The sequence below is a fragment of the Methyloceanibacter marginalis genome (assembly GCF_001723295.1).
GTDB classification, from domain to species: domain Bacteria; phylum Pseudomonadota; class Alphaproteobacteria; order Rhizobiales; family Methyloligellaceae; genus Methyloceanibacter; species Methyloceanibacter marginalis.
The window spans coordinates 1-2248 of record NZ_LPWD01000259.1 but is presented as its reverse complement, the minus strand read 5'-3'; the positions used below and the strand labels follow the sequence as shown (position 1 = coordinate 2248).

Here is a 2248-nt window from a genome sequence, read left to right as displayed (position 1 = left end):
CTTATAGCGGCGCTTGGCCTAAAGGCACAACGCCGTTTGGGGAAAGCGCGGCGATCGCCGCGCGCAGTTCCGGCAATGCCCCAGTGGCCGGTGGCGGGCGGAGGTGACGAGGATGTGCGGGTAGGCCGCCGGGTGCTTGGCAAGCTCTTGGGCGGTCTTGGCGATCACCGCCTCCAGCTCGCTCTGCTTTGGCTTGTCGGCCTTGGTCAGCACGGCCTGATAGGAAACCGCGGTATCGTCCATGAGCTTCATGGTGTCCCGGTCGTTGGGCTTCACGCCGTGCCGGGCATCGATCAGCAGGAACACGCGCTTCAGTTCCCGCCGGCCCTTCAGATAGTCCTCGATCAGCTGGGTCCAGCCTCTGACCGCCGATTTCGGCGCTTTCGCGTAGCCGTAGCCCGGCATGTCCACGAGGTAGAGATCGCCGAGGGTGAAGAAGTTGAGCTCGCGGGTACGCCCCGGCGTCACGGAGACGCGCGCCAGCGTCTTGCGGCTGGTGAGCGCGTTGATCAGGCTCGACTTGCCGACATTCGAGCGGCCGGCGAAGGCGATCTCGGGCCGACCGTCATCGGGAAGCCCGTCGAGGCTGACGACGCCTTTGACGAACTCGCAACCGCCCTTGAACAGCGTCTCGCCGCGGGCAATCTCCTCGGGGCTGAACTCGGGGGTTTCCATGGTCATGGCTTGCCCGCGTTCGCGGGCAAAGACAAGAACGGTGAGCGCCTAAGCCGGGCGGTCCTGGTCGGCCTCGCCTTCCGGCGGCTTGACGGCCTCTTTCTCGGCGCCCTTTTGCTTGGCGGCGCGGCTCGCCCGGCGCGAAGCCTTCGCGCTGCGCTTCTGTTCCGCCTCCTGCTTCGCCGACTTCACCTCTTCGGGCGCGTCCGCGGGCTCTTTCGGCGGCCTGATGCCGAGATTTTCCAGGAGCGGAATATCCACGCCCTGGCGCCACATGATCAAGGACTGCTGGAGGATCGAAAGGGTGTTGTTCCACGCCCAGTAGATCACGAGGCCGGCCGGGAACGAGGCCAGCAGATAGGTGAAGATCACCGGCATCCAGGTGAAGATTTTCTGCTGAATCGGGTCCGGCGGCGCCGGGTTCAGCTTCATCTGGAACCACATGGTGAGGCCCATGATGAGCGGCCAAGCGCCGATCATCAGGAAGGCCGGCGGGTCCCAGGGGATGAGGCCGAACAGGTTGAAGACGCTGGTCGGGTCCGGCGCCGACAGATCCTGGATCCAACCGAAGAACGGCGCGTGCCGCATTTCGATGGTGACGAACAGCACCTTGTAGAGCGCGAAGAACACCGGGATCTGCACCAGGATCGGTAAGCAGCCCGCCGCCGGGTTCACCTTCTCCGTCTTGTAGAGCTCCATCATCGCCTGCTGCTGGCGCATGCGGTCGTCGGAATAGCGCTCCTTGATCTTTTGCATCTCGGGCGCGAGCTTCTTCATCCGGCTCATCGACACGTAGGACTTGTTGGCGAGCGGGAAGAACACGAGCTTGATCAGCACCGTGACGATGAGGATCGAGACACCGAAATTGCCGACCAGCCGGTAGAAATAGTCGAGCGCGTAGAACATCGGCTTGGTCAAAAAGTAGAACCAGCCCCAGTCGATCAAGAGGTCGAATTTGGGAATCTCGTAGGCCGCCGCATAGCCGTCGACCACGTTCACTTCCTTGGCCCCGGCGAACACTTGCCCGGACACTTCCGCTGTCTCGCCAGGCGCCACCGACAGCGGCCCCATCAAATAGTCGGTCTGAAAGCGCTGACGGTCGCCGGTGTCGCTGCCGGCGAACTTCGCCTCGAAAGGCTTGCCTTGCTCGGGAACGACCACCGTCGCCCAATATTTGTCGGTGATGCCGAGCCAGCCGCTCTGGCTCTTGAAGGTGGCGGGCTCGTCTTCCAACGCACTCGAGTAGCTGATCTCCTCGAGCCCGTCGTCGACCACGCCGATCAGACCTTCATGCAGGATGTAGAAGCCCTGGACATGGGGAAGTTCGTGGCGCGACACGAGGCCATACGGATAAAGCGTGACGGCGGACGGGCCTGTGTTGGTCACCTTGTCGTCGACGGTGAACATGTACTTGTCGTCGATCGAAATCGTGCGCGTGAATTTGAGGCCCGCGCCGTTGTCGTAGGTGAGAGTGACGGGCGAATTCGGGGTCAGCGTGCCTTGGCCTTCCGCCGTCCATACGGTGTCGCCGGTGGGAAGGGTCATGTCGCTGCCGCCTGATCCGACAAAGCCC

The 2248-nt window shown here is 63.1% G+C and carries 2 protein-coding genes; both read right to left on the bottom strand.

Features of this window, described 5'->3' with window-relative positions; translation table 11 throughout:
• Positions 1-18: 18 nt before the first annotated feature.
• Positions 19-681 carry a ribosome biogenesis GTP-binding protein YihA/YsxC gene (yihA, locus tag AUC71_RS10035; RefSeq protein ID WP_083238255.1) on the bottom strand — a complete coding sequence of 221 codons (663 nt, stop codon included), beginning with the start codon at positions 679-681 and terminating at the stop codon, positions 19-21.
• A 42-nt stretch (positions 682-723) separates the two neighbouring features.
• A partial coding sequence (gene yidC, locus AUC71_RS10030; protein WP_069624156.1) for a membrane protein insertase YidC occupies positions 724-2248 on the bottom strand: 1525 nt, incomplete at its 5' end.